This is a genomic window from Thermoactinospora rubra, from assembly GCF_002093975.1.
In the GTDB taxonomy this organism is placed as follows: Bacteria; Actinomycetota; Actinomycetes; order Streptosporangiales; family Streptosporangiaceae; genus Nonomuraea; species Nonomuraea rubra_A.
Window position 1 is genome coordinate 138293 of record NZ_KZ084333.1, and the last position, 21021, is coordinate 159313.

The window sequence follows — 21021 nt, forward strand, 5'->3', positions numbered from 1 at the left end:
TCACCGTAGGCCGCGCGGGCGTGCCTGTCACGGGTGCTGGCTGGAGACCGACACCACCTCGCCCGTCATGTAGCCGGAGTAGTCGCCGGCCAGGAAGACGATGACGTTGGCCACCTCCCATGGCTCGGCCGCCCGCCCGAACGCCTCCCTGGCCGTCAGCTCGGCCAGCAGCTCGGGGGAGGTGACCTTCTCCAGGAAGGGGTGCATCGCCAGCGAGGGCGCCACGGCGTTGACCCTGATCCCGTACGGCGCGGCCTCCATCGCCGCGCACCTGGTCAGCGCCATCACCCCGGCCTTGGCGGCGGCGTAGTGGGCCTGCCCGCGCTGGGCGCGCCAGCCGACGACCGAGGCGTTGTTGACGATCACGCCGGAGCGCCGGGGGATCATCGCGCGCAGCGCCGCCCGGGTGCAGCGCATGGTGCCGGTCAGCGTGACGTCCAGCACGGCGTGCCACTGCTCGTCGGTCATGTCGACCAGATCCGCCGTGCCGCCGAGGCCGGCGTTGTTGACCAGCACGTCCAGCCGGCCGCAGGCGCCGGTCACCGCCTGGATCATGGCCTGCACCTGCTCCTCGGAGGTGACGTCGCACGGTACGGCCAGCGGCTCGGCCCCGGTGAGCTCCTTCAGCGAGGAGGCCGCCTCGGCCAGGCGGCGCTCGTGGCGGTCGGCGATGGCGACGGTGGCGCCCTCCTCGGCGCAGCGCCGGGCCGTGGCGTAGCCGATGCCCGCCCCGGCCGCGGCCGTGACCAGCACGGTCTTGCCCTCCAGCAGGCCGTGGGACCTCACTTCGGCAACCCCAGCACCCGCTCGGCGATGAGGGTGCGCTGGATCTCGCTGGATCCGGCGTAGATGGTGTCCGCGCGGCTGAACAGGTACAGCCGCTGCAGCTCGTTCAGCTCGCCGCCTTCGGCCACCAGCCCGGCCTTGCCCTGCACCGCCTGCGCCAGCTCGCCGAGCCTGCGATGCCACTCCGACCAGTAGAGCTTGGTGATGGGCGACTGCGGGTCGCGCAGGGCGGTGTAGCGCATGATCTCCAGCTCCAGCCACGAGCGGACCAGCCGGTCGCGCAGCACGGGATCCTCGAAGGCGCCGGTCTCGCGGGCCTTCGCGACCACCTTGTCCAGCTCCCGCCGGAAGCCGATCTGCTGGCCGAGGGTGGACACGCCGCGCTCGTAGCCGAGCGTGGCCATGGCGATCTTCCAGCCCTCGCCCGGGGCGCCCACGATGTTGGCGGCGTCGGTGCGCGCGCCGTCGAAGAACACCTCGTTGAACTCCGAGGTGCCCGTCAGCTGGACGATCGGCCGCACCTCGACGCCCGGCCGGTCCATCGGCACCAGGAGGTAGGACAGGCCGCGGTGCCGGGTGGATCCCGGTTCGGTACGGCACAGCACGAAGATCCAGTCGGCGACGTGCGCCAGGGACGTCCACACCTTCTGGCCGGTGACCACCCAGTCCGAGCCGTCGAGCACCGCCCGGGTCTGGACGTTGGCCAGGTCCGATCCGGCCTCCGGCTCGGAGTAGCCCTGGCACCACAGCTCCTCCCCGCGCTGGATCGGCGGCAGGAAGCGGCGCCGCTGCTCCTCGGTGCCGTGGTCGAGGAGGGTCGGGCCCAGCAGGTTCTCGCCGATGTGGCCCACCCGGGCCGGGGCGTCGGCCCTGGCGTACTCCTCGTGGAAGGCGACCTGGTCGGCCAGGGAGGCGGCGCGCCCGCCGTACTCGACCGGCCAGCCCAGGCACGTCCAGCCCGCCTTGCCCAGGTGGCGCTCCCACGCCCGGCGCACCTCGAAACCCTCATGCTCGCGCCCGGGCCCGCCCAGGCCGCGGGCGTGCGCGAACTCGCCGCTGAGCGCCTCCTCCAGCCAGGCGCGGGCCTCCTCGCGCAGCCCCATCAGACGGCTCCGCTGAAGCTTCCGTACAGGCCGCGGAAGAAGACGAGGGGGCCGCCGTCGGCGTGGGTGTCCAGCTGCCGCACGCGGGCCACGACGATGACGTGGTCGCCGGCCGGGTGCTCGGCCTCGATGGCGCAGTCGATCCAGGCCAGCGCGCCGTCGAGCACGGGGTTGCCGCCGGGGGAGACGGTCCAGGTCAGCCCGGCGAACTTGTCGCCGCCCCTGGCCGCGAGCTGGGCGCAGACCTGCTGCTGGCCGGCGGCCAGGACGTTGACCGTGACGACCTCGGCCCGCCGCACGCGCGGCCAGCTGGTGCTGGTGTAGGCGACGCAGAAGGCCACCAGCGGCGGGTCGAGGGAGACGGAGGTGAAGGAGTTGGCGGCCAGGCCGCACGGGCGGCCCGTGGCGGGGTCGAGCGCCGTGATGGCGACCACGCCGGTGGCGAACCGGCTCAGCACCGACCTGAAGCGCCGGCCATCCAGCCCATCGCCCAGCCCATCGCCCAGCCCGTCGTCCAGCCCGCCGAGGGCGCCGGGGACCCGGCCGTCGAGATGGCCGTTGGCTCGCATCCTCCACCTCCTCCTCCGAATCATACCAAGCGCTTGCTTGGACCGTAGGCGGGTTGCCGGAAACGTGTCAAGCGCCTAGCGTGAGCTTGTGGCCAAGCGCTTGCTTGTTTCCCCGCTCCGCGACCGCGCGGCGATCGCCGGCGTGGGATACACCGAGTTCAGCAAGGACTCCGGGGTCAGCACGCTCACCCTGGCCTGCCGTGCCGTCCTGGCGGCGCTGGAGGACGCGGGCCTGACGGCCGGCGACGTCGACGGCCTGGCGACCCACCGGGTGGGCGACTCGGTGGCGCCCGGCGTGGTGGGCCCCGCGCTCGGCATCCACGACCCGTCCTGGCACCTGGACCAGTTCGGCGGCGGCAGCGTCTCCCACGCGGTCGTCGCCCAGGCCGTGCTCGCCGTGGCGGCGGGGATGGCCGAGACGGTCGTCTGCTACCGCGCCATCAACGCCAGGTCGGAGTTCCGCATGGGCCAGGCGGCCTCGGCCGGTCCCGAGGCGCAGTACCAGGTCCCGTACGGCCTGGCCGCCCCGCTGCAGCACTTCGCCATGGAGGCCCGGCTGCACATGCTGAAGTACGGCACCAAGGAGGAGCATTTCGGGCAGATCGCGGTCCGCCAGCGCGCCTTCGCGGTCAAGAACCCGCGGGCGCGGATGCGCACGCCGATCACGCTCGACGACTACCGCGCCAGCCCGTGGATCGCCGAGCCGTTCCGCCTGCTGGACTGCTGCCTGGAGACCGACGGCGCCTGCGCGCTCGTCGTCACGACCGCCGAGCGGACCGCGTCGCTCCGCCGTACCCCGGTCCTGATCTCCGCCGCCGCGTGGGGCGGCGGGGCGTCGTTCCTGTCCGGCGGGCACATGGACACCACCGAGACCGCCGCCGCGCGGCTCGCCCCCCGGCTGTACGGCATGGCCGGGCTCGGCCCGGCCGACGTCGATGTGGCCCAGCTGTACGACTGCTTCACCTACTCGGTCCTCGTCCAGCTGGAGGACTACGGCTTCTGCGCCAAGGGGGAGGGCGGGCCGTACGTCGCCTCGGGCGAGGGGCCGCCGGTCAACACGCACGGCGGGTTCCTGTCGGAGGGCTACGTGCACGGCATCAACCACATCGCCGAGGCGGTCTCGCAGCTGCGGGGGGAGGCCGGGGACCGGCAGGTCGCCGGGGCCGAGGTCGCGCTGTCGACCGCCCAGCCCGGGTACGTGCTGCCCGCCACCTCGGCCCTGATCCTGCGGCGGGGCTGAGCGCACGGAGGGGACGACGGAGGGGAGGCCGCGTGGACCGGGACTCGCGCGAGTGGTGGGAGCGGGTGGCGGGCGGGGAGCTCGCCGTGCAGGAGTGCGCGGCCTGCGGCACGCCGCGCTTCCCTGCGCGGGCGTTCTGCCCGGCGTGCCGGACCGAGGGCTGGCGATGGCGCGCGGTCGAGCCGGTGGCCGAGGTGGAGAGCTGGATCGTCAGCCACCGGGCGTTCGGCGGGGCGGGTCCGGGGACCGTCGTCCGCGTCCGGCTGGCGGCGGCGCGCGAGTGCGCGATGTACGGGCGCTGGCTGGCCGGTCGCGAGCCGCGCGCGGGTGAGCTCGTGCGCGCGATCTTCTCTCAGGGGGCGGATCGCACGCTGGTGGACTGGGCGCCGATGGAGTGAGGGAAGAGCCAGGGAACGGAAAGCGCGTCCTGGCGGGCGTGGGGGACCCGCCAGGACGCGCCTCCTTCCCCGTGCGCGTCGAGCGAGGACTCCGGCGAGGGAAGGAGTCCTAGCCCGGGTGCTCGCGCACGGAGGCTGTGGGGGAGTGATCCTCCTGGTGCTCTTGCCGGCGCGGGAAGTGCCCGGCGATGCGCTCGGCCGCGCCGACCGGATCGTCGCCTGGGTGGGTGAAGGTGGCGCCCTCGTGGGTCCAGACGAACGATCCGTCCTTGCACCACACGGTCACCTCGGTGAGAACCGACAACACGGACATGCCCTTGCCGTTGCTTTGGTAGGTGTGGGTGAACCCCTGGCGATGCAGCGCGTAACGCAGTAAACGTGTTGCCTCGCGGGGATCGTGCCAAGGCAGGCGTGGCGTGCCCGCGGTGACCGGTAGCACCAGACCCTCACCCCCTTACCGGCCATTGGATGGATTTGTACCAACGAATGGATGATGCGGCTGTCAATGCCACCGGGTCAAGGGGTTGTGGCTTGCTAGAACCAGATCGTCTAAATTGTTGGAACAAAAGGGGTGGTAGTGCCTAGGTCGGTGTTGTATCAGCAGGTGGCCACGGAGCTTCGACAGGCCATCTACTCCGGCCGCCTCCAGCCCGGCGACCCGTTACCGACCGAGGCGGAACTCCAGGACAGGTACGGCGTCAGCCGCAACACCATCAGGCTGGCACTCGCCGAGCTCGTCAACGAGGGGCTCATCACCCGCTCCCCCAAGCGCGGCAGCCACGTCCGCGAGCGCCGGGCCCTGCTGATGCACCCGCAGCGCGAGCTGCGCCAGCCCGCCGGACAGCGGCAGGAGGCCTTCGCCACCGCCGTCCACGCCGAGGGCCGGACCTTCAGCCAGGAGATCACGGTCAGGATCGTCCGCCCCGAGGACGAGATCGCCAGCCGGCTGGAGCTCGGCGAGGACGACGTCGCCGTGGTGCGCGAACGGCTGCGCTTCGTCGACGGCCAGCCGTACAACACCAACGACTCCTACTTCCCCCGCTCGCTGGTGGCCGGCTCGGAGATCGAGGGGCCCGGCGACATCAAGCGCGGGGCCAACCGGGTGCTGGAAGAGCTCGGGCACAAGCAGGTCCGCGTGGTGGACGACATCTGGAGCCGGATGCCCACCCAGCAGGAAGCCGAGCGGCTCAGGCTCGATCCCGGCACGCCCGTGCTCGTTCACGTGCGCGTCGGGTACGACAGCGCGGACACGCCGGTCCGTGTCGCGGTGTCGGTGCTTCCCGCCGACAAGCACTTGATCAGATACGAGCTCGACGGTCGTTGACCGGCGTCGCGGCGGCCGGGCTCGCTTGGGGGTGATCGCTCCGGCCGGTGCCCTGCGAGCCTTTTAGGACTTGCCTCGTGGGGTGGGGGGTAGTGCCATACTCCCGAAAATTCGATTTATCCATATATATCCGGATAACAGCTTTATGCCATCACGTGAACACGTTCGGTGTTCACGCGCACACCCACCGCAACGAAGGGATGGCTTATGCACTCGAACACCCTCCTTCACCCGCTCACCCTGCGCCGGGCCGTACGCGCCGACCTGCCGGGAGTCCTCGCCCTCCTCGCCGACACCGCCGAGTGGCTGCACTCGCGGGGAGTGAGGCAGTGGCCGCGCGGCGGCTTCGGCGCCGACCGCATCGAACCGCTCATCCGGGAGCGCGTCCTGTACGTGCTGGAGGCCGGCGAGCTGGAGTGGGCGGGGCCGGTGGCCACCATCGCCCTGGACGCTCACGCCGATCCGGAGTTCTGGACCCCGGCGGACCGGCCGTGGTCGGCGCTGTACGTCCACAAGCTCGCGGTCAGCCGCGCGTACGCGGGGACCGGGCTCGGCGACGCCCTGCTGGACTGGGCCGGCGCGAGCGTGGGGGACGCCGGGCGGGACTGGCTCAGGCTCGACTGCGCCAAGGACAACCCCCGGCTGCAGGACTACTACCGGCGGCGCGGCTTCACCCACGTGCGCACCGTCGACCTGCCCCACCGCGCCTCCGGCGCGCTGTTCCAGCGGCCGGCGGGCTACCGGACCGGCCGCGACGGCCTGTTCCGCGACCTGACCGCCGAGGAGCTCGTGGGCGCCTGACCCCGGGTGTCAAGAAGCGTCAAATGCCCCCTTCCCCACCGGAAGGGGGCAGACGTGACGATACTTTTGCCCCATGGGTTCCTTGCTTGAGGTCATCGCGCTGGACGTGCGCGACGCCGTGGCCGCGGAACGGGGAGGCGCCGACCGGCTGGAGGTCGTGGCGGACATGTCGGCCGACGGGCTCACGCCCTCGCCCGAGACGGTCGCCGCCATCGCCGCCGAGTGCGCGCTGCCGCAGATGGTCATGGTCCGCGCCGGCGCCGGCTTCACCGCCGACGCCGAGGCGCTGGAGTCGCTGCGGCGCGATGTGAAGGAACTGGCCGAGGCGGGCGCGGCCGGGTTCGTCTTCGGCTTCCTCGACGAGCAGGGCGCCGTGGACCTGGCCGCCACCGAGGCGCTCATCCACGCCGCCTCGCCGCTGCCCTGGACCTTCCACCGGGCGGTCGACCACGCGGCCGACGTCCAGGCCGCGTGGCGCGCCGTCCGGCTGCTGCCCAACCTGGCCACGGTGCTGACCTCCGGTTCGCCGGAGGGCGTCGCCCACGGCCTGCCGGTGCTCAGGGCGCGGGCCGAAGCCGGGGACGCCTCGCTCATCCTCGCCGGCGGGGGCCTGCGCCCCGCCCACGTCCCCGTGCTGCTCGCGCTCGGGATCCGCGCCTTCCACGTCGGCAGCGCCGTCCGGCCCTCCTGGCAGGAGCCGGTCGACCCCGGCCTCGTCGCCGAATGGCGCTCGATCGTCGACCGCCTGTGAGCGGGCCGCCCCCGGCCTGACGCGGGCGAGGCGGCCGCCCCGGCCGCCCTTGACCGTCAGCGTCCCAGCGCCGAGTCCGCCCTGCGCAACGCCGCCGCCAGCGTCCTGACGGTCGCGGGCTCGTCCATCACCCCGCCCACCTGCCGCTGCTCCTCCCAGGCCCGCACCCTCGCCGCGTACTCGTCATAGGTGGCCAGGTGGAAGGCGTAGACGGTGGCGAACCGGCTCACCAGGTGCGAGGGATGCATGTCCCAGCCCTGGTAGAAGCCGTGGGCGAGGGAGTGCCTCACCAGGGAGGCGTGCCGCGCCCACAGCGCGTGCACGTCCTCGGCGCGGCCGGAGGCGGGAGCGGCCGCCAGCGACCCGTCGGACAGCTCCACCGGGGTGTGCGCGAAGGCCGTCTGCATGACGTGCCGTGCGTGGTCGCACGCCGGGTGGTCCAGCCGCTGCTCGTGCGGCGGCAGCCCCAGCGCCGCCGTGTAGTCGAACACTCCGAAGTGCGCCGCCGACAGCCGCTCGCACAGGTCGCCGCGCAGGAACGTCAGCGTCCGCGGATCCTCCACCTGCAACTCGAACCGCAGGTCCGGGCCCAGCCGGCCGAGCAGCTCGGCGAACCGGTGGACGTAGGACTCCTCCAGCACCTTGGGGAAGGTCACGGTGAAGCCGGGCGGCGGCGTGCCGAGCTCGGTCAGGAACCCGTCCAGCGTGCGCACCGACCGCGCGGCGTCGTCGGCGAACGACTTCACCCGCAGCCCCCACCGGCGCGGGAGCGTCCCCGCCTCGTGCATGCGCCCGACCGCCTCGGCCGCCGCGACCACGTGGCGGTCCTCCTCCTCGCCGGGCCGCCTGCCGTACCCGTCCTCGAAGTCGATGCGCAGGTCCTCCACCGGCTCGGCGGCCAGCTTGGCCACGACGCGGGGGTGGACGGCCTGCGCCGGTTCCACGGGCACCCCGAAGACCGCCGCCAGCTCCTCGGGGCCGGGCAGGTGCGCCTTGACCAGTGCCAGGGCCTCCTGGCCCCAGTGCGAGACGGTGCCGGCGGTGAAGCGGTCGGCGGGCACGTACACCGTGTGCACCGGCTGCCGGCCGCGCGGGGCGGGCTGCGGCGCCGGCGGCGGCAGCGTGCCGACGTCGGAGAGCGTGAGGCGCATCCCGCGATCGTCTCACGGCGCCCCTCACGGCGCCCATCACGGCGCCCCTCACGGGGCTCGTCACAGGCCGTCCGCGCCCCGCATGCCCGCCGTACGGCGCAGCGGCTACGCTGCCCGGCGTGACCATGCTCGGCGCCGACAACCCGCTGCTCGCCCTCGCCCGGTCGGGGCGCAACCGCACGCACCCCCTGCTCGCCCTGCTCGTGGCCCTCATGGCGGTCTTCGTGGGGCAGCTGTTCGCCGCCATCGTCCTGGCGCTCCTCAGCCCCGCCGACCCGGTCTGGCGGCAGCTGACCACGCTGATCGTCGGCTTCGTGCCGATCGCGCTGCTGGTGTGGGCGTGGGTGGCGGCCTACGAGGGGCGCGGCTTCGCCACGCTCGGGTTCACGCGCCACCGGGCGGCGGCCAAGGCGGCCAGGGGCGCGCTGACCGGCCTGGCCGCCTTCGGGGCGGTGACGCTGCTGCTGGCCGCCCTCGGCTACGTGGTCAGGGAGGACCGCCCGCAGGGCTGGGCCGCCGCGGGAACGGCGCTGCTGGTCCTCGTGGGCTGGATCCTGCAGAGCTCGACCGAGGAGATCCTGGCGCGCGGCTTCGTCCTGCCGGTCGTGGGCGCGCAGTGGGGCGCCCCGGCGGGGGTCGCCGCGTCGGCGCTGCTGTTCGCGGCGCTTCACCTGCTCAACCCGGACGTCACGCCGCTCAGCGTCGTCAACCTGGTCCTCGTCGGCGTGCTGCTCGGCCTCTACGCGCTCTACGACGGCGCGCTGTGGGGCGTGTGCCTGTGGCACGCGGTGTGGAACTGGGCGCAGGGCAGCCTGTTCGGCTTCCCGGTCAGCGGTCAGCCGACCGGCACGCTGGCCGTCCTCGACCTGAGGGAGACCGGCCCGGACGCGGTGACCGGCGGCATGTTCGGCCCGGAGGGCGGCGTGGCCACCACCCTGGTCCTGCTGCTGGGCGTGGCCGTCATCGCGGTCGCCGCCCGCAGGCGGCCAGCATCGCCTCCAGCCCCGCCAGCTTGACCCGCTCGCCGCGGCCCAGCCTCCTGGCCAGCTCCGCCTCGGCCGCCTCGATGGCCAGCCAGTCGGCGTAGCCGACCGGCTCGACGCCGCGGGCCTTCAGCAGGTCGTCCAGCGGCGGGCGCTCGACCGGCTCCCGGCCGGCCAGGTCGGCCAGCAGCGTGCGCACGGTCTCAGCCGCGTCCGACTTGTTGGTGCCGATCACCCCGGTGGGGCCGCGCTTGAGCCACCCGGCCACGTACTCCCGCTCGCGCCCGAGCACCCTGCCCTGCTCGTGCGGGACGGTCTTGGTGCGCTCGTCGAACGGCACGCCGGGCAGCGGCACGCTCTGGTAGCCGACCGAGCGCAGGACCATGCCCACCGGCAACGTCTCGAACTCGCCGGTGCCGACCACCCTGCCGTCCTCGTCCAGCCGGGTGCGCTCCAGCCGGATGCCCTCCACCCGGTCGGCGCCGAGGACCTCCACCGGGCGCAGCCAGAAGCGGACGTCCAGGCGGCGCGGGCGGCCGACGGGAGCGCGGGCGGCCCACGACCGCAGCACCTCGATGTTGCCGCGGACCTGGCGCGGGTAGTCGCCGCCGAGCACCACGGCCTCCTCGGGGCGCACGCACACGTCGGCGTTGGCCAGCTCGCCCAGCTCGCGCAGTTCCTTGAGGGTGAACTTGGCGTGCTGGGGACCCCGGCGGCCGATCATGTGGATGACCTTCACCTGGGACTGCGCCAGCCGTTCCAGCACCTCGGGCGGGACGTCGGTGGAGCGCAGCTCCTCGGCCGTCTTGGCCAGGACGCGCACCACGTCCACGGCCACGTTGCCGACGCCGATCACGGCCACTTCCGTGCTGTCGAGCGTGAAGCGGTCGGCGGAGACGTCGGGGTGGCCGCAGTACCAGTTGACGAAGTCGGTGGCCGCGACGCTGCCCGGCAGGTCCTCGCCGGGGATGCCCATCCGCCGGTCGACCATCGCGCCCGTGCAGTACACGACCGCGTCGTAGCAGGCCAGCAGGTCCGCCACGGACACGTGCTCGCCCAGCGCCAGGCCGCCCAGGAAGCGGATCTCGGGCAGCTCCAGCACCTTGCGCAGGTAGTTGGCGATGGACTTGATCGAGGTGTGATCCGGCGCCACGCCGTACCTGACCAGCCCGTACGGCGTGGGCAGCCGTTCGAGTACGTCGACACTCACCGGCTCGGGGCACTGCTTGACCAGCGCCTCGGCAGCGTAGATCCCGGCAGGACCCGAGCCGACCACCGCCACTCGTAACGTCACGGGCCCTCCTTGGCGACTCGTCCCACCAGATGCAACCGGCCGCTGCTGTCGATATATCCCCGGTCGCCGGTCCTGACGAACCCATCCCGGGCAAACACCCACCGATCCAGAGATTTCTCGATATACCCGCTCATCACGGCGCGGGACCGCAGCAGCACCTCCCCTTCCTCCTCCGCCTCCAGGATCCGCCCGCCGGTGTCGCGGATGGAGACGTCCACGCCCGCGCGAGGCCGGCCGACGGTCTGCTCGGCGTCCTCCGGCGGGTCCTCCGGCCGGGTGCCCAGCCCGAGCCCGGCCTCGGTGCAGATGTAGCGGTTGCACACCGGCACGCCGTACTTCTCCCGCAGCGCCCGCACCAGCTCCGGCGGGGCGGGCGCGCCGCTGGAGAGCGCCAGGGTCAGCGCGGGCAGGGCGGCTCCCGTCTTGAGGATCTCGGCCAGCTGGCGCGGCGTGCCCTGCAGCACCCGCAGCTCCCGCTCGCGCATCATCCGCACGGCCGCCTCGGCGTCCCAGCGGGGCAGGATGTGGCTGGTGCGGCCGGTCTGCAGGAACACCGGCAGCCGCGTGGCGAAGGCCATGTGCCAGAAGGGATGCGTCACCAGCCGCGCGTCGCCGACGCCCCAGCGGGCGCCCGCGCCGTGCGCGCGGATGGCCTCCAGCTGCCTGTCGCCGAACAGGACGCCCTTGGGCGGGCCGGTCGTGCCCGAGGTGAAGGTGATCACGACGTGCCGGTCGGGGTCGGGAGGGAAGGGCGGGGGTGGCGGCTCGGCGCGGCGCAGCCCGCCCATCCGCAGGTCGTCACCCGGGTGCAGCACGACCACGTCCACGCCGGCCAGCGGCGGCAGCACGCCCGGCACGGTGACCACGATGGCCGGGTCGAGCTTGGCCAGCAGCTGCGGCCGGTCGGTGCCGATGCCCGCCGTGATCGCGCCGATCTTGGCGGCGGCCAGGTAGCAGACGACGAACTCCGGCCCGTCCGGCAGGATGAGCGCCACGACGTCGCCGATGCGGATCCCGCGGTGGGCGAGTCCGGCGGCGACCTCGTCGGACAACCGGTCGAGCTGGGCGTAGGTCAGGCACGTTGCGCCGGAGACGACCGCCGCGCGCGCCCCGAACCTGCGTGCGGCCTCTCCGGCGAGCAGGCGCAGCATGGCGGCTCCGGAGGGTAGGCGCGTCCCATTTTCTTACCCCTGGGGCGCCAACCCTACCCGCGCGCGCAGCTCGATCTTGTCCACCTTGCCGTTGGCGTTGACCGGGAGCGCGTCCACGACGACCACGCGCCTGGGCACCTTGTGGGAGGACATGTTCGCCCGGGCCCACGCGATCAGCGCCTCGGGGTCCACGCGGCAGCCGGGCCGGGGCACCACGAAGGCCCACCCGCACTCGCCCGCCCGCTCGTCCGGGACGCCCACCACGGCCGCCTGGGCCAGCGAGCCCTCGCGCAGCAGCAGCGACTCCACCTCGGCGGGGGAGACGTTGAAGCCGTTGACGATGTAGAGCTCCTTCTTGCGGTCCACGATCGCGAGGTTGCCCCGGTCGTCGAGGTAGCCGACGTCCCCGGTGTGCAACCAGCCGCCGGCGTCGACCACCTCGGCGGTCCGCTCGGGCTCGCCCCAGTACCCGCGCATGACGCCGTAGCCGCGCTCCAGGATCTCCCCGATCTCGCCGGGCGCCACCTCCTCGCCGTCGTCGTCGACGATCCTGACCTCGATGCCGGGCATGGGCCGGCCCGTGGTGGAGGCGATCACCGGCACCGGGTCCCCGGCCCTCGTCATGGACACGACGGTGCCCTCCATCAGCCCGTAGGCGTTGATCATCCGTTCCACGCCGACGCGGTCCAGCAGCCGCCGCACCAGGGCCGCCGGCACGGCCGCCGCGCCGCAGACGGCCACGCGGAGGGAGGAGAAGTCGCGCGGTCCCCGCTCCAGCTCGTCCAGCAGCCTGGCGAACAGGGCCGGCGGGCCCGCCAGGATGCTCGCGCGCCACGACTCGATGAGCCGGACGACGCCGTCGGGGCTGAACGCGGGCACCGGCATCATGGTCGCGCGCCTCATCACGCAGGCCAGCAGCCCGGCGTTGAGCCCGAACCCGTGGGCGAACGGCGCGATCACCGGATACCGGTCGCCCTCGCCGAGCGTGACGACCTCGGCCCAGTCCCAGTACCCGCGCAGCACCTGGGCGTGGTCGAGCATGACGGCCTTGGGCGTGCCGGTGGTGCCGGAGGTGGACATCAGCTCACACAGGTCCTCCGGCCGCACCGCCGCCGCGCGCTCCTCGCCCTCCTGCCGGGGTACGGCCCGGCCGCGCTCGACGAGCTCCCCGACGCCCCGGGGCGTCACGACGTGCCGTGGCCGCCGCTCCAGCAGCCCGGCGAGCTCCGTGCCGGCGAGCAGCACCTCGGCCCCGGTCTTGGCCAGCAGCGCCTCGGCCTCCATGCCCTTGTAGCGGGCCGACAGCGGCACGACGACCGCCCCCGCGTCCCAGGCGCCGAACGCGTTGACCACCCAGGACACGTCGTTGACCCCCCACAGCGCCACGCGGTCGCCCCGCCGTACGCCCAGGGAGATCAGCCCGCGCGCCACCTCGGCGGCCCGCGCGCGCAACGCGGCCAGCGTGAGCGTGGTCGCGCCGTCGGACACCACGACGGCGCCGGGATGGCGTTCCGCCAGGTCGCGCAGCATGCGGGGGATCGTCCCCCAGGCGGGCACCGGCTCCACGAGCACCCCCTAGAGATTCACGAGCGCGCGGTCGCGGCCCAGGTGCTGGCCGCGCAGGTCGTTCACCGCCCCCGGGGCGCGCGTCTCCACCACCTCGGGAGCCACCTCGACGGCCACCTTGACCGGCGTGACGGCCTGGACCGCCTGCTCGATGCGCGCCTTCCACATCGGGTTGCGCACGAGGCTGTCCCGGTTGAACGCCACGGCCAGCGTCGCCAGGTCGAGCGTGCCCTGCCTGCTGACCGACAGCGTCCAGGCGGACACCCCGTCGATCTTGGCCAGGGCCCTGTCCAGCCGGCCGAGGGACAGCCACACGCCGCGCACCAGCAGGTGGTCGCCCACGGTGTGGACGGGCGCCACGTCGCGCACCACGTACCCGGTGCGCACCACGCCCGCCTCCGGCACGGTGACCACCACCTCGCCCGGTCCGCGCTCGACGGCCTCGTCCTTGTCCAGGGCGCCCAGCCCCAGCACGCCCTCGGCCAGCGGGGCGAAGGGCTCCTCCTCGGCCCGCCGCCACGCCAGCGCCCCTCCGGTGAACGGGCCGGCGAACACCTCGGTGACCTGCGCGTCGAACTCCGAGGCCAGGTGCCCGAGCGTGCCCCTGGAGGCGATCTCGCCCGTCACCACGATGTGCCGCAGCCCCAGGTCCAGCGGATCGAGCAGGAACTCCAGGTGCAGCCGGGCGAGGAAGTCCATGGCCCCGGTCGGGGTCGCCACCAGCGTCGTGGCGCGCAGCGTGGTCAGCAGGTGATGCAGGCGCATGCGGCCGCGCGGCCCGACGGAGGCGGCGGCCCCCGCCACGCCGGCGGCCGCCTCGGCCCACAGCGCGCCCGCCGGCTCGGCCAGCGCGACCGCCACCCGGTCGCCGGGCCCGACCCCGGCCGCCCGCAGCGCCGCGCCGGTCAGTTCCCGGTCATGCGCTGTGAGAGGCAGCGCCGACGCGCCGTCGGGGGAGACGAGCAGCAGGCCGGTGGCGGTACGGCCGGCCGCCCCCAGGTCGTCGCGGGTCAGCCAGGTCACTTCATCACCTCGGCCATGAAGCGGGTCATCGAGTCGCACACGTGCTCGTGCGCCAGCCCGCCCACCTGCGCCTGGAGGATGAGGTCCGTCGCGCCCGCCTCGGCGATGCGCGCCACGGCCTTGCGCGAGCCCTCCACGTCGTCGACCACGACCATGAGGTGCTCGCGGAGCGTGGCCATCGCCTCCTCGGGCGGCATACCGGCGGCCAGCTGGCCCAGGACCCGGTGGGTGGCGTGGCGGGCGTCGTAGTAGTCGGGCGGGGTGACGAGGTTGACCTGGCGGCGGATGTACCACAGCACGGCGTCGGCGGCGATCGCGTTGGCCTCGTCCCGGGTGGGCGCCACGAACCAGGGGATCATCAGCGCGACGCGGCGGCCGGCGGGGTCGAAGCCGCTGTCGGCCAGGCACTCCCGGTATCTGGCGATGTCGGCGGCCACGTCGTCGATGCCCTTGAGCATGGTCATGCCGAGCAGGTTGTAGCCGTGCCTGGCGGCGGCCAGGTAGCCCTCCAGGGACGTCGAGGCCACCCAGACCGGCGGATGCGGGCGCTGCACCGGGCGGGGGTAGACGGCCACGTCGGGGATCTCGAAGAACTCGTTGGACCTGGTGATCGGCTCGCCGTCGGCCTCCCAGATGGCCAGCACCGCCTCCAGCGAGTCCTCCCAGATCTGCCGCGACTTCTCGAACGGCCGCTGGAAGGCCTGGTACTCCAGAGGGGAGGCGCCGCGCCCCGTGCCGAACTCCACCCGGCCTCCGCTGATCACGTCCAGGGTGGCCACGCGCTCGGCCGTGCGGATCGGGGACTGGAACGGCAGCAGCACCACGCCCAGGCCCAGGTGGATGCGCGTGGTGCGCTGGGAGATCGCGGCGAGCACCAGGTCGGGGGCGGAGGAGTGGGAAAAGCCCCTGGTGAAGTGGTGCTCGACGAACCACGCGGTGTCGTAGCCCAGGCGGTCGCCGAGGACGACCTGGTCCATCACGTTCCTGAACGCCTGTTGCTCGACTTCCCGGGTACGCCCCCGCACCTCCAGCTCGTATCCCAGGCTGATCCGCATAGGTGCCTCCGTGCTTCTTTGGTCGCGCCTTCGGCGCTCCGTGCGAGGGGCGCCGGGAAGGCCCGGCCTTCCCTCGTCGCGGTGAGGGCGCTTGGGCGCCCTCACCGCTCCTCAGTCCAGGCCGGGCCGCGCCCCTCGCGTGGTGGCTGGCCGCCGTTCGTCAGGGTTGCCGGTGTCCCGCCGTACGGAAAGAACTGTGTGAGCAAGCGCTCGCTTGGGAGCGTATCAGCCCGCGGGGTTGCGGGGAAGTACGGCGGCCGACGAGAGTGGATGATCGTGAAGCGAAAGCACGCGCTGAGACGGCCGAAAGATGGCACGCTCCCTGACATGAGGGGATTGCGCCAGGGACGGCCGCCGGGCGACGAGGCGGCGTTGGCGAGCGCGCGCAGGTACGAGGCGTTCGGCCGGGTGATGGCGGCGCTGGCGACCGAGGCCGAGGTCCTCGAGTCCTGCCGGGACTTGACCTGGTGGCGCGGCGCCGATCACAGCTGGCACCTGGAGTGGCGGGACGGCCCCTCCGCCTCGGAGGTCGCGGCGCTGCTGGTGGAGCGGGTGCGCGACCCCGACCACGATCCCGACAACGACGGCGACCTCGTCACGCCGATGAGCCCGGCCGGCGCCGCCTCGGCGGTGCTGGACGTCATGGGCGTGCGCGTCGAGCTGCGCGCGATCGACCCCATGGGCAGGGAGCGGCTGCGCGTCAGGCAGAACTTCTGGCGGCTCGCCGAGGCGCTGGACACCTCGCGGCCGGCCGGCGCCCGGCGCGCCTGGGAGGAGCTGCTGGGTGGCTAGAGGTGCCGTCAAAGGTGCCGTTATTAGAGGTACTGCAGGAGCCGTGTCCGGTGCTCCTGCGGCGGGCAGAACAGCTGGGCGTCGGAGGTGGCGCGCTTGAAGTAGCGGTGCGCCTCGTGCTCCCAGGTCACCCCGATCCCGCCGTGGACCTGGATGCTCTCGCCCGCCGCCGTCAGGTAGGCCTCGGTGCAGAACGACCCGGCGACGGCCGCCGTGCGCGCCGACGGGTCGGCCGCCGCCGCCAGCGCGGCCGACCTGGCCGCCTCCACCGCCACGAACACGTCGGCCAGCTTGTGCTTGACGGCCTGGAACGCCCCGATCGGCCGCCCGAACTGCACGCGCACCTTGGCGTAGGCCGTGGCGGTCTCCAGGCACCGCGCCGCACCGCCCACCTGCTCGGCGGCCAGCGCGATGACCCCCAGGTCGCGGACGTGTTCCCAGACCGTCCCCGTGCCCACATGCCGGACGGGGACCCGCTCGAAGGTCAGCTCGCTCAGCGGCCGGCTCTCGTCCATGGTCCGGTACGGCACGCGTCGCGTGGGCGCCGCCTCGACCAGCCGGCCCCCGGCGTAGGCCAGGACCAGCTCGCCGTCGAGCACGTGCCGCGCCACCCCGGACAGCCGCCCGCCCTCCAGCCGCAGCGGGCCGGGGAACACCACCGTGGCGCTTCGCGCGCCCTCGGCCAGCTCGGGCAGCAGCCGGGCCGTCGCCTCGGCCGAGCCGCCGTGCTTGAGCGCCTCCACGGCGAGGAAGGTCTGCAGGAACGGGTGGGGCGACAGCGCCCGGCCCAGCTCCTCGGCGACGACCGCGACCTCCTCCAGGCCGCAGGCGGCTCCGCCGTACTGCTCGGGAACGGTGAGCCCGGCGGCGCCGAGGTCGCCCGCGAAGGCGCGCCAGGAGGCGGCGGGGCGGGCGGACAGGTACGAGCGGACGGTCGCGCGGAGGTCGGCGTGGGTCACGCGAGCATCTTAGCCAAGCGTTTGCTTTAGTAACTTAGGGTTGACCCAAATTTACTTTTTGTGTAAGTCCACTTATACTGATGCGTGGTCTGTCGCTTTTGGGGGATTTTGATGGCCGGGTAGAGCGATGCAGCAGACGCCAGCCAACTACGCCGACTACCTCGAGTACGACCGCAGGCAACGCGGCATCGAGCGGCACGTGTTGACGGCCTTCCTCGGTGGACTGGCCGTCGGCGGGCTCGTCACGGCCCTGCCCGGCCCCCTGTCCGCCGTCTACGATCCGTACGCCGTGCTCGGGCTGGCCGTGGCCGTGGGCGCGACGGCCAGCGGCATCCCCTGGGCGCTGCTGACGGCGTTCCTGGCCGGCGCCTCCAGCATCGTGACGAGCATGGCCGTTGGAGCGATCCAGGGCCACCCCGGCTTCGAGCTGGTCGGCGACGACGCCCGCGGGCTCAACCTGCTGCTCCTGCAGCTGGTGATCGTCGGGTTGCTCGCGAACCTCGCGCGGCGGGCCGGCGCGTGGGGTGACGCGGCGGCGGGCCTGGTCGGCGCGGTGCTGCTCGGCGACGTGATCGACCGGGCGACGCCCGGCCTCGTGGCGTACGAGCGCGGCTTCTGGCCCTGGCCCGCGCTCGTCGTGGGCGTCCTGACCGCCGCCGGGGTGATCCTGCTGCGCAGGAGGCACGGGATGGGCGTGCTGCGCGCGCTGGCCGTGACGGCCGCCCTCGCCGGGTCGTTCGCCCTCCTCGTGCTCCTCGTGCTCCGGTGAGCCCGCCGGGCCGGCGGTCGGCGCAACGCGAGGCGGGCGGCCCGGGGAGTCGATAGCCTGTAGTCCTTCACCCATCCATCCGAACCGAACCGCAGGGAGTGGCCGTGTTGCTGCGTATGTCGTCCTTGTTCCTTCGCACCCTGCGGGACGACCCGGCGGACGCGGAAGTGCCGAGCCACAAGCTGCTGGTCAGGGCCGGATACATCCGCCGCGTCGCGCCCGGCATCTACTCCTGGCTGCCCCTGGGCAAGATCGTCCTGGAGAACGTGACCAGGATCGTGCGCGAGGAGATGGACCGGATGGGCGCCCAGGAGGTGCTGTTCCCGGCGCTGCTGCCCCGCGAGTTCTACGAGGCCACCGGGCGCTGGACGGAGTACGGCGACACGCTGTTCCGCCTGAAGGACCGCAGGGGCGCCGACTACATGCTCGGCCCGACCCACGAGGAGCTCTTCACCGACATGGTGAAGGGGGAGTACACCTCCTACAAGGACTACCCGGTCATCCTCTACCAGATCCAGACGAAGTACCGGGACGAGGCCCGGCCCCGCGCCGGCATCCTGCGCGGCCGGGAGTTCCTCATGAAGGACTCCTACTCCTTCGACCTCGACGACGACGGCCTCAAGCGCTCCTACGAGCTGCACCGCGAGGCCTACATCAAGACCTTCGACCGGCTGGGCATCCGCTACCGGATCTGCTTCGCCACCTCCGGCGCCATGGGCGGCTCGGCCTCCGAGGAGTTCCTGGCCCCCACGCCGACCGGCGAGGACACCTTCGTGGCCTGCCACAGCTGCGGCTACGCCGCCAACGCCGAGGCGGTCGTCACGCCCGCGCCGCCCGCCCGGCCCGTGGACGGGCTGCCTGCGATGCAGGTGCTCGACACCCCCGACACGCCCACCATCGAGACGCTGGTCGACCACGTCAACCGGCACCACGGCATGGCCATCACCGCGGCCGACACGCTCAAGAACATCGTGGTCAAGGTCACCACGCCCGGCTCCGACAAGGCCGAGGTGCTCGTCATCGGCGTGCCCGGCGACCGCGAGGTCGACTTCAAGCGCCTGGAGGCCTCCCTCGCCCCCGGCGAGCCGGCCATCTTCGAGGCCGAGGACTTCGCCAGGCACCCGGGGCTCGTGCGCGGCTACATCGGCCCGCAGGCGCTGCGCGACCTGGGCGTCAAGTACCTCGTGGACCCGCGCGTCGTCACGGGCACCTCGTGGGTCACCGGCGCCAACGAGCCCGGCAAGCACGCGGCCAACGTGGTCGCCGGGCGCGACTTCGTTCCCGACGGCACGATCGAGGCCGCCGAGGTGCGCGCCGGCGACGCCTGCCCGCGCTGCGGCTCTGCGCTGTCCATCGACCGCGGCATCGAGATCGGCCACATCTTCCAGCTCGGACGCAAGTACGCCGACGCCGCCCAGCTCGACGCGCTCGGCCCCGACGGCAAGCCCATCCGGATCACCATGGGCTCCTACGGCATCGGCGTCTCCCGGGCGGTGGCGGTCATCGCCGAGCAGTGGCACGACGAGCTCGGCCTGGTCTGGCCGCGCGAGGTGGCGCCCGCGGACGTCCACATCGTCGGCACGGGCAAGGACAATCAGGTCGACGTCGCGCTCGACCTGGCCAGGGAGATGGAGGCGCGCGGCGTCCGGGTCCTCGTCGACGACCGTCCCGGCGTGTCGCCGGGCGTGAAGTTCAAGGACGCCGAGCTGCTGGGCGTGCCGACCATCCTGGTCGTCGGCCGGGGACTCACCCAGGGCGTCGTGGAGCTGCGCGACCGCGCCTCGGGGACCAAGGAGGAGATCCCGCTGGCCGAGGCCGTGGACCGGGTGGCCGCCCTCGTCTGAGGTCCTCGCCTGCGGTCCTCGGCCCCTCGCCTGCGCCGCCTCGTCTGCGCCGCCTCGCCTCGGCCGCCTTCACCCGGCCGTCGTCCGAGACTCTTCCTGGGGGGCCCACCGCCACCCCAGGGCGGGCGAATCACCACGTGGGGCGGCCCTGTCCTCCACGGATGGGCCTGCCGCCCCCCGGCGAGTCCGTCCTTTTCGATGGCGAGTCACCTCCCGGGGTGGGCCTGTCCTTTCAGGACGTCTGCCACTCGGAGGCGGATTTGTCGTCCTGGTGGTGGCCTGCCGCCACGCTTGACGCGGACGGCGCGTTGGCGCCTCACCTCACCGCGGTCGCGAAGCCCTCTCGCCCAAAAGCGGCCATAAGTCCCTCAACCCCTCGGGCCTGAGCCGGGACGGCGGGAAAGGGCAGTGGGGGCCGCCAGGGCGGGCGTTTCCGCCCGCCCGTGCGCCCTGCCGCCATCGCGCCCGTGTGGCGACACGCATGGACGGCGGCGCGCCCTACTTCCGCTTCGTCGTCTTTCGCCAGGTGAAGTTGCCCGGAAGGTTCACCGAGACGGTGCGGCGGCCGTCGGGGTGGTTGGTGACGCGGAACAGACGGTTTCCGTAGCTGTGACCCACCCCGCGGTTGGACAGGTTGATGCGGAACGGGCCTAACTTGATCGACTTGCGATAACTGAGTCCCATGACCCGGCAACTGCCCACAAATCGGATCAGTAATAGTGCTTGCGCCGCCCGCCGATAGTCTTGCTGAGGTGGAACCCGCCCGGCAGGCGCACGGTCACGTGCCGCCGGCCGTCGGGAGTGGTGGTCAGGTGCAGCTTCCGGCCGCCGATGCTGTGGCCGACGCCGCGGGGCGTCAGGTGGATGCGGAACGGTCCGACCTTGATGGTCTTCCTGTAGTGCCAGCCCATGTCACGGCAACGAGTGGGCGTTATGTCGGGTTCCCGGCGCCTCAGCCGGTCGTCGTGGGCGTAGGCAGGACGCCCGCCAGACCCGGGAACGCCTCCACCCGGCGGCGCAGGCCGTACGCCCTCGTGACGGCCTCCTGCACGGCCAGCGCGGCATAGCGGCGCAGCTCCGCGTCGTCGGCGGCGACCAATTCGAGGTAGGCGGCCGCGACGCCGTCCTCGACCTGCGCGGCCACGGCGATCGCCTGCCCGGCCGTGGAGGGCGTCGCGGGCAGCCGGTAGGACGCCTCGGTCTCCACCGGCTTCCCGCCACGCGCGGCGATCATGGAACGCAGCTGGTCACGCCGCGCCCGGTGCGCCTCGAAGGCGGCGGCCATCCTCGCCCGCACGGCTCCCGTGACGCGCGCCGCGACCAGGCCGTAGGCGTACAGCGCCGCGTGCTCGGCCGCCAGCGTCTTGTTCAGCCGCTCGACGTCGCCCATGCCGAGCCCTCCCCGGACCACGCGCCCCTCACCTAGACCACCGGAGGAAGCCCGGTCCTTCAGGGCCGGGAG

General features: G+C 73.1%; 23 protein-coding genes. 9 read left to right on the top strand and 14 right to left on the bottom strand.

All coding sequences use genetic code 11. From position 1 onward, the window contains the following. Positions 1-27 precede the first annotated feature (27 nt). Genes BSB02_RS13535 through BSB02_RS13545 form a run of 3 tightly spaced genes read right to left on the bottom strand, consistent with a single transcriptional unit; the run spans position 28 to position 2458 of the window. Positions 28-786, bottom strand: coding sequence for an SDR family oxidoreductase (locus BSB02_RS13535; RefSeq protein ID WP_143590603.1), 759 nt, complete (start codon positions 784-786; stop codon positions 28-30). Then, positions 783-1889 (bottom strand): acyl-CoA dehydrogenase family protein, encoded by a 1107-nt coding sequence (locus BSB02_RS13540; RefSeq protein WP_084959130.1) that lies wholly within the window; start codon positions 1887-1889, stop codon positions 783-785. The genes BSB02_RS13535 and BSB02_RS13540 overlap by 4 nt, the downstream gene beginning before the upstream one ends. Further along, positions 1889-2458 carry a flavin reductase family protein gene (locus BSB02_RS13545; protein WP_084959131.1) on the bottom strand — a complete coding sequence of 190 codons (570 nt, stop codon included), beginning with the start codon at positions 2456-2458 and terminating at the stop codon, positions 1889-1891. The genes BSB02_RS13540 and BSB02_RS13545 overlap by 1 nt, the downstream gene beginning before the upstream one ends. Positions 2459-2546: 88 nt before the next feature. Here BSB02_RS13545 and BSB02_RS13550 point away from each other — a divergent pair, with 88 nt between their 5' ends. Together BSB02_RS13550 and BSB02_RS13555 are read left to right on the top strand one after the other, a co-directional pair. After that, positions 2547-3698 carry a thiolase C-terminal domain-containing protein gene (locus BSB02_RS13550; RefSeq protein ID WP_206184673.1) on the top strand — a complete coding sequence of 384 codons (1152 nt, stop codon included), beginning with the start codon at positions 2547-2549 and terminating at the stop codon, positions 3696-3698. 32 nt (positions 3699-3730) lie between these two features. Continuing rightward, the gene (locus tag BSB02_RS13555) at positions 3731-4096 is read left to right on the top strand and encodes a Zn-ribbon domain-containing OB-fold protein (RefSeq protein ID WP_084959132.1); all 366 of its coding nucleotides are present in this window, start codon (positions 3731-3733) and stop codon (positions 4094-4096) included. 109 nt (positions 4097-4205) lie between these two features. On the opposite strand, the gene BSB02_RS13560 is transcribed toward BSB02_RS13555, so the two are convergent. Then, positions 4206-4403, bottom strand: a complete 198-nt coding sequence (locus BSB02_RS13560) for a hypothetical protein (RefSeq protein WP_143590605.1) — start codon at positions 4401-4403, stop codon at positions 4206-4208. A gap of 297 nt (positions 4404-4700) precedes the next feature. On the opposite strand from BSB02_RS13560, the gene BSB02_RS13565 reads away from it, so the two are divergent. The 3 genes from BSB02_RS13565 (at position 4701) to BSB02_RS13575 (ending at position 6972) form a co-directional block, all read left to right on the top strand. Then, entirely contained in the window at positions 4701-5420 is a 720-nt protein-coding gene (locus BSB02_RS13565; protein WP_240506406.1) for a GntR family transcriptional regulator, read from the top strand. 207 nt (positions 5421-5627) lie between these two features. Continuing rightward, positions 5628-6221, top strand: coding sequence for a GNAT family N-acetyltransferase (locus BSB02_RS13570; protein WP_084959135.1), 594 nt, complete (start codon positions 5628-5630; stop codon positions 6219-6221). 73 nt (positions 6222-6294) lie between these two features. Then, positions 6295-6972, top strand: a complete 678-nt coding sequence (locus BSB02_RS13575) for a copper homeostasis protein CutC (RefSeq protein ID WP_084959136.1) — start codon at positions 6295-6297, stop codon at positions 6970-6972. 56 nt (positions 6973-7028) lie between these two features. Here BSB02_RS13575 and BSB02_RS13580 read toward each other — a convergent pair whose 3' ends face one another. After that, positions 7029-8123, bottom strand: a complete 1095-nt coding sequence (locus BSB02_RS13580; RefSeq protein ID WP_084959137.1) for a DUF6986 family protein — start codon at positions 8121-8123, stop codon at positions 7029-7031. 125 nt (positions 8124-8248) lie between these two features. Here BSB02_RS13580 and BSB02_RS13585 point away from each other — a divergent pair, with 125 nt between their 5' ends. Continuing rightward, positions 8249-9139, top strand: a complete 891-nt coding sequence (locus tag BSB02_RS13585) for a CPBP family glutamic-type intramembrane protease (protein WP_084959138.1) — start codon at positions 8249-8251, stop codon at positions 9137-9139. On the opposite strand, the gene BSB02_RS13590 is transcribed toward BSB02_RS13585, so the two are convergent. From BSB02_RS13590 to BSB02_RS13610, 5 genes are read right to left on the bottom strand one after another with little or no spacing between them, the layout of a single operon-like run. Beyond that, positions 9084-10400 carry an FAD-dependent oxidoreductase gene (locus tag BSB02_RS13590; RefSeq protein ID WP_084959139.1) on the bottom strand — a complete coding sequence of 439 codons (1317 nt, stop codon included), beginning with the start codon at positions 10398-10400 and terminating at the stop codon, positions 9084-9086. The two genes, BSB02_RS13585 and BSB02_RS13590, sit on opposite strands and share 56 nt — an antisense overlap. Then, a complete protein-coding gene (locus tag BSB02_RS13595) occupies positions 10397-11551 on the bottom strand; it encodes a class I adenylate-forming enzyme family protein (protein WP_084959140.1) in 1155 nt (384 codons plus the stop codon). The genes BSB02_RS13590 and BSB02_RS13595 overlap by 4 nt, the downstream gene beginning before the upstream one ends. A 33-nt stretch (positions 11552-11584) precedes the next feature. Beyond that, positions 11585-13123, bottom strand: a complete 1539-nt coding sequence (locus BSB02_RS13600) for an AMP-binding protein (RefSeq protein WP_338064341.1) — start codon at positions 13121-13123, stop codon at positions 11585-11587. A 3-nt stretch (positions 13124-13126) separates the two neighbouring features. Further along, the gene (locus tag BSB02_RS13605; protein WP_084959141.1) at positions 13127-14140 is read right to left on the bottom strand and encodes a hypothetical protein; all 1014 of its coding nucleotides are present in this window, start codon (positions 14138-14140) and stop codon (positions 13127-13129) included. Then, positions 14137-15195 (bottom strand): LLM class flavin-dependent oxidoreductase, encoded by a 1059-nt coding sequence (locus tag BSB02_RS13610; RefSeq protein WP_084959142.1) that lies wholly within the window; start codon positions 15193-15195, stop codon positions 14137-14139. The genes BSB02_RS13605 and BSB02_RS13610 overlap by 4 nt, the downstream gene beginning before the upstream one ends. A 327-nt stretch (positions 15196-15522) precedes the next feature. Between BSB02_RS13610 and BSB02_RS13615 the strand changes: the two genes are divergently transcribed. Then, entirely contained in the window at positions 15523-15987 is a 465-nt protein-coding gene (locus BSB02_RS13615; RefSeq protein WP_240506407.1) for a hypothetical protein, read from the top strand. Between the two features lie 23 nt (positions 15988-16010). Here BSB02_RS13615 and BSB02_RS13620 read toward each other — a convergent pair whose 3' ends face one another. Continuing rightward, complete coding sequence (locus BSB02_RS13620; RefSeq protein ID WP_084959144.1) at positions 16011-16946, bottom strand: acyl-CoA dehydrogenase family protein; 936 nt, start codon at positions 16944-16946, stop codon at positions 16011-16013. 127 nt (positions 16947-17073) lie between these two features. Between BSB02_RS13620 and BSB02_RS13625 the strand changes: the two genes are divergently transcribed. Both BSB02_RS13625 and BSB02_RS13630 read left to right on the top strand, forming a co-directional pair. Further along, the gene (locus BSB02_RS13625) at positions 17074-17715 is read left to right on the top strand and encodes a hypothetical protein (RefSeq protein WP_084959145.1); all 642 of its coding nucleotides are present in this window, start codon (positions 17074-17076) and stop codon (positions 17713-17715) included. A 104-nt stretch (positions 17716-17819) separates the two neighbouring features. Continuing rightward, complete coding sequence (locus BSB02_RS13630) at positions 17820-19559, top strand: proline--tRNA ligase (RefSeq protein ID WP_143590610.1); 1740 nt, start codon at positions 17820-17822, stop codon at positions 19557-19559. 498 nt (positions 19560-20057) lie between these two features. On the opposite strand, the gene BSB02_RS13635 is transcribed toward BSB02_RS13630, so the two are convergent. From BSB02_RS13635 to BSB02_RS13645, 3 genes are all read right to left on the bottom strand, one after another. Beyond that, on the bottom strand, positions 20058-20243 hold the full coding sequence (locus BSB02_RS13635) for a DUF4236 domain-containing protein (RefSeq protein WP_084959147.1): 186 nt from the start codon (positions 20241-20243) through the stop codon (positions 20058-20060). Positions 20244-20269: 26 nt separating this feature from the next. Then, positions 20270-20470 (bottom strand): DUF4236 domain-containing protein, encoded by a 201-nt coding sequence (locus BSB02_RS13640; protein WP_084959148.1) that lies wholly within the window; start codon positions 20468-20470, stop codon positions 20270-20272. A gap of 41 nt (positions 20471-20511) precedes the next feature. Continuing rightward, the coding region (locus tag BSB02_RS13645) for a ferritin-like domain-containing protein (protein ID WP_240506408.1) at positions 20512-21021 on the bottom strand (510 nt) is incomplete at its 5' end.